This is a genomic window from Aeromicrobium sp. (genome assembly GCF_025965075.1).
GTDB lineage: Bacteria > Actinomycetota > Actinomycetes > Propionibacteriales > Nocardioidaceae > Aeromicrobium.
Genome location: NZ_JAOPXQ010000235.1, coordinates 1 through 5,633, shown reverse-complemented (window position 1 = coordinate 5,633; position 5,633 = coordinate 1). Strand labels below are relative to the sequence as shown.

The window sequence follows — 5,633 nt, the reverse complement described above, 5'->3', positions numbered from 1 at the left end:
GTCGACCACGATGTCGACCTTGCCGCTCTCGGCCACGGCGTCCTTGAAGCCCTCGGGCAGCACGAACTCGTCGGCACCGGCGGCCAGGGCGACGGCGCCCTTCTCGGGCGTCGAGGTCACGGCGACGACGCGCCCGGCGCCGAACGCCTTGGCGACCTGGATCGCGGCGGTGCCGATGCCACCGGCGGCGCCCTGCACGAGCACCGACTCGCCCTCGACCAGCCCGCCGCGCTCGATCAGCGCGAAGTAGGCCGTGCCGTAGTTGAAGATCACCGAGGCGCCCTGCTCGTACGAGATCGCCTCGGGGAGCGGGAACGTCAGGTCGACCGACGCCACGACCTCCTCGGCGTACCCGCCGAGCAGGCACAGCGCCGCGACCCGGTCGCCGGCGGAGAAGCCGGAGTCCACCGGCGCGCTGACGACCTCGCCGGCCACCTCGGCGCCCGGGATGAAGGGCAGGTCCGGCTTGAGCTGGTACTCACCGCGGGACTGCAGCACCTCGGGGAACGCGACGCCGGCGGCGTGGACGCGGATCAGGACCTGGCCGTCGCCGGGCACGGGGCTGGGGAGGTCGAGGTGCTCCACTGCGGAGGGGCCGTCGAGGGACGTGATCTGGATCGCCTTCATGCGCGCGACACTACCGCAATGCTAAGCGCCCGCTTAGGGATCGTGCGGTGGTGCACCCGCCCGCGCCCATGGGCGGCACGAGACACTGGACCCATGCGCCTCATCGATCTGCTCCCGAAGGGCGTGACCTCCGACGAGGACGCCGTCTACGAGGCGATCGCCGAGTGGGTCGAGTCTCGTGGGCTGACGATGTACCCCGCGCAGGACGAGGCGATCCTCGAGTGCGTCGCGGGATCCAACGTCGTCCTGGCGACGCCGACCGGCTCGGGCAAGAGCCTCGTCGCCACGGGGGCGATGGCCGCGGCGCTGGCGCGCGGCGAGTGCAGCGTCTACACCGCGCCGATCAAGGCGCTGGTCAGCGAGAAGTTCTTCGACCTGTGCGAGATCTTCGGCGCCGAGAACGTCGGGATGGTCACGGGTGACGCCGCGGTCAACGCCGACGCCCCGATCATCGCCGCGACCGCCGAGATCCTCGCCAACATGGCGCTGCGCGAGGGTGCCGACGCCGACATCGGGCTCGTCGTGATGGACGAGTTCCACTTCTATGCCGACCGCGACCGCGGCTGGGCGTGGCAGGTGCCGCTGATCGAGCTGCCGAAGGCGCAGTTCCTCCTGATGTCGGCGACCCTCGGCGACACGACGAGGCTCGAGGCGGATCTCAGCCGGCGTACCGGCCGCGACACCGCCGTCGTCGCCACGACCGAGCGGCCCGTCCCGCTGGTCAGCGAGTACGTCTCGACGCCCGTGCAGGAGACGCTCGAGCAGCTCATCGAGACGGGCCAGACCCCCGTGTACGTCGTGCACTTCACCCAGCTCTCGGCGCTGGAGCGGGCGCAGGCGCTGACCAGCATCAAGGTCGCGACCCGCGAGGAGCGCGACACCATCGCGGAGGCGCTGGGGGACTTCCGGTTCTCCTCGGCGTTCGGCAAGACCCTGTCCCGGCTGATCCGGATGGGCGTCGGCGTGCACCACGCGGGGATGTTGCCGCGCTATCGCCGGCTCGTCGAGACGCTGACCCAGCAGGGGCTGCTCAAGGTCGTCTGCGGCACCGACACCCTCGGCGTCGGCATCAACGTGCCGATCCGGACCGTGCTGTTCAGCGGGCTGTCGAAGTACGACGGGGTGCGCCAGCGCCAGCTGCAGGTCCGCGAGTTCCAGCAGATCGCCGGCCGGGCGGGACGGGCCGGCTACGACACGATCGGTCACGTCGTCGTCGAGGCGCCGGAGCACGAGATCGAGAACGCCCGGCTGGTCCGCAAGGCCGGCGACGACCCCAAGAAGCTCAAGCGGATCCAGCGCAAGAAGCCGCAGGAGGGCTTCGTGTCCTGGGGCCAGGGGACGTTCGAGAAGCTGTCGACCGGCACTCCCGAGCCGCTCGTCTCGCGGATGCGGGTCAGCCACGCGATGGTGCTCGACGTCATCTCGCGGCCCGGCGACGCCCGGGCCTCGCTGGAGCGGCTGCTGCGCGAGAGCGGGGAGACCGAGGAGTCGCAGGACCGGATGCTCGCCCAGGTCGACGAGATCATCGAGGCCCTGCTCGCCGGCGACGTCGTCGAGCGGCTCGAGCCGCCCGACGAGGAGGGTCGCACGCTGCAGCTGACGATCGACCTGCAGGCCAACTTCGCGCTCAACCAGCCGCTGTCCCCGTTCGCTGTCGCGGCGTTCGAGCTGCTCGACCGCGAGTCCCCGACGTACGCGCTCGACGTCGTCTCGGTCGTCGAGTCGACGCTCGACGACCCGCGCCCCATCGTCAACGCCCAGCGGCACCGGGCCCGCGGCGAGGCCATCAACGAGATGAAGATGGACGGGATCGAGTACGACGAGCGGATGGAGCTGCTCGAGGAGATCACCCACCCCAAGCCGCTCGAGGAGCTGCTGACCGCGGCCTACGAGACGTACCGGACGGGCCACCCGTGGGTCGCCGACCACGAGCTGCGACCCAAGTCGGTCGTCCGCGAGATGTGGGAGCGGGCCATGACGTTCAGCGAGCTGATCGGCGACTATCAGCTCGCCCGGTCCGAGGGGCTCGTGCTGCGCTATCTCTCCGACGTCTACAAGACCCTCGGCCGCACCGTGCCGGTCTCGGCGCGCAACGAGGAGCTCGAGGACCTGACCGAGTGGCTCGGCGAGCTCGTGCGACAGACCGACTCGTCGCTGCTCGACGAGTGGGAGGAGCTGATCAACCCGACCACCGATCCGCTCGACGTACGCCCCAAGGCGCTCGGCACCGAGACGCCCCGCCCGGTCACGGGCAACACCCGCGCGTTCCGCGTGCTGGTCCGCAACGCGCTGTTCCGCAGGGTCGAGCTCGCGGCGTTCGGTCGGTGGAGCGAGCTCGACGCGCTGGACGCCGAGGACGGCTGGGACGAGAACGCCTGGATGGAGGCGATGGCGGCCTATCGCGAGGAGTACCCGGCGGTCACCGGATTCGCGACGAACATCGGCACCGGGCCCGGCTCCCGCGGACCGGAGCTGTTCATGGTCGAGGAGGGTCCGACGACGTGGACCGTCCGCCAGACCTTCGACGATCCCGAAGGGGACCGCGACTGGGGCATCAGCGCCTCGGTGGACCTCGCCGCCTCGGACGAGATCGGCGAGGCCGCGGTGACGATCCTGGACGTCGGCCCCCGCTAGCTCAGCGGCGTGCGCCAAAGGTCAGCGAGCGGTCAGCCTCAGCGGCGCCTTGTCGGCCGGGACGTTCGTGATGTTGCGGAGCTTGTTGGGCGCCACCGCGTCGGCGGTCACCGAGAAGCGCTGCAGCACCTCGCGCAGCACCACGGTGCCCTCCATCAACGAGAACGCCGCCCCGATGCAGCGCCGCACGCCGCCGCCGAACGGGATCCACGTGTTGGGAGCGATCTTCGAGGCCAGGAACCGGTCCGGGTCGTACGTGTGAGCGTCCGCGAAGCTCGCCTCACGACTGTGCGACAGGATGATCGACGGCGTGACCGTGGTGCCGCGGGGGAGCAGCCGCCCACCGACGACCTGGTCGCTCTGCAGGGTCCGGGCGACGAAGTCGATGATGGGGTGCAGCCGCATCCCCTCCTTGAGGCACGCCTCGAGGAAGGCGTCGTCGCCGGAGTCCGCCGCCGACACGGCCCGGGCCAGCAGCGCGGGGTTGCGGCCCAGCTCGTGCAGGGTCCAGGACAGCGCCGATGCCGTCGTCTCATGGCCGGCGAGCAACAGGGTCACGAGCTGGTCGCGCATCTCGGCGTCGGTCAGCGGCTTCTCGTCGGGATCGGAGTCACCGACCCGCAGCAGCCGGGACAGGACGTCGTCGCGACCCTCCAGGTCGTGGGCCGCCCGACGCTCGCGGATCTCGGCGTACAGCAGCTCGTCGACCTCCTGCTGGTTCTTGAAGTAGCCGCGCCACGGCGGCAACGCGAAGAGCCTCGGGTACGACCAGGCGAGCAGCATCTTGGCGTCGATGTTGACCATCCGGTTGACCTTGGGCCGCAGCACCGCGAGCCGCGACTCGTCGGTCACGCCGAAGACGACCTGGAGGATCACGTCGAGCGCGATGGCGTTCATCCGGTCGAGCGTCTGCAGCGTGTCACCGTCGCGCCACGAGTCGACCTCGACCTTGGCGATCGCCTCGACCAGCGGCTGGTAGGCCCGCATGGACGGCCCGGTGAACGCCGGCATCAGGAGCTTGCGGGCCCGCTGGTGCTCGGCGTCGTCGGTCAGCAGCACCGAGTGCTCGCCCATGACGGGCTTGAGGATCTCGTTGCCCTTGCCGGCATGGAACTGCGACGGGTCGGCGGCGAAGATCTCCTTGACGTCGGCCGGATCGCTGAACACGACGAGCGTCCGCGGCCCCGGCAGGATCCGGACCGAGAACGTGTCCCCGAGCTCCGCGTGGAGACGCGGGACGAGGGTGTCCCGGTTGCGCATGAAGCGCCACGTCATCACCGCCGGGTGGGTCCTGGGGCCGGCCGGGATGTCGTAGGCACCGGTCATCAGCTCGCCTGCTCCCACGCGAAGTCCGGCACGTTGACCTTCCGCGTCTCCCACCAGTACTGGAACGTGAACTTGGGCCAGATCGTGCGGTTCTTGCCGTGGCTGTCGAGATACCAGCTCGTGCAGCCGCCCTGCGTCCAGATGCCCTTCTCGACGAGCCGCTGGATCTCCTCGTTGAAGGCCGTCTGCGCCTGCTTGGTCGGCTCGGCCGCCACGGCGCCACGATCGCGCATCTCGTCGAGCAGCCGGATGATGAACTTGGTCTGCTGCTCGATCATGAACACGACCGAGTTGTGGCCCAGCGCCGTGTTGGGGCCGAGCATGAATGCGAGGTTGGGGAACCCGTTGATCATCATCCCCATGTACGTCTCGACGCCGCCCTCGCGGAACTGCGTCGCCAGGTCGACCCCGTTGCGGCCCTTGATGTCGAGGTAGTCGAACGCGTCGATGACGTGGAAGCCCGTGCCGTAGATGATGACGTCGGCCTCGTGCTTGACGCCGTTGCCGTCGATCACGCCGTCGGGGAGGATCTCCTGCACGCCGTCGGTGCTGAGCGTGACGTTGTCGCGCAGGAACGTCGGGTAGTACGTGTTGGACTGCAGCACCCGCTTGCAGCCGAGCCGGTAGTCCGGCGTCAGCTGGGCGCGCAGCTCCGGGTCGGGGATCGTCCGCTCGAGGTACTTCGAGACGATCTTCTCGGCGAACGGCAGCACGTTGAGGTGGCCGTTGAACGCGATCGCGCGCGCCTCGAGCCCCCAGTAGAGCGCGTTGCGGTAGGCCCGCTGGGCCCCGGGGACCGTCGCGAAGACCTTCTTGCGCCACTCGGCGGTCGGCTTGTCCTTCTTGGGCAGCACCCACGGGGGCGTGCGCTGGAAGACCGTGAGCTGCGCGACCTCCTGGGCGATGATCGGGATGAACTGGATCGCGCTGGCGCCCGTCCCGATCACGACGACCTTCTTGTCCTTGAGGTCGACCGTGTGGTCCCACTCCGCGGAGTGGAAGCGGGGGCCCTCGAACGAGTCGGCGCCCGCGATCTCGGGGACGTT

Annotated in this window: 4 protein-coding genes; 1 reads left to right on the top strand and 3 read right to left on the bottom strand. The window is 69.8% G+C overall.

Going from position 1 to position 5,633, the window contains the following annotated elements:
- Positions 1-627: zinc-binding dehydrogenase (locus JWQ91_RS14130; protein ID WP_297785402.1), on the bottom strand; the 627-nt coding region annotated here is incomplete at its 3' end.
- 93 nt (positions 628-720) lie between these two features.
- Here JWQ91_RS14130 and JWQ91_RS14125 point away from each other — a divergent pair.
- Entirely contained in the window at positions 721-3,261 is a 2,541-nt protein-coding gene (locus tag JWQ91_RS14125; protein WP_297785400.1) for a DEAD/DEAH box helicase, read from the top strand.
- A gap of 21 nt (positions 3,262-3,282) precedes the next feature.
- On the opposite strand, the gene JWQ91_RS14120 is transcribed toward JWQ91_RS14125, so the two are convergent.
- The gene (locus JWQ91_RS14120; protein ID WP_297785397.1) at positions 3,283-4,587 is read right to left on the bottom strand and encodes a cytochrome P450; all 1,305 of its coding nucleotides are present in this window, start codon (positions 4,585-4,587) and stop codon (positions 3,283-3,285) included.
- Positions 4,587-5,633 (bottom strand): NAD(P)/FAD-dependent oxidoreductase (locus JWQ91_RS14115; RefSeq protein ID WP_297785394.1); only part of this gene is annotated, 1,047 nt, incomplete at its 5' end. The genes JWQ91_RS14120 and JWQ91_RS14115, both read right to left, overlap by 1 nt.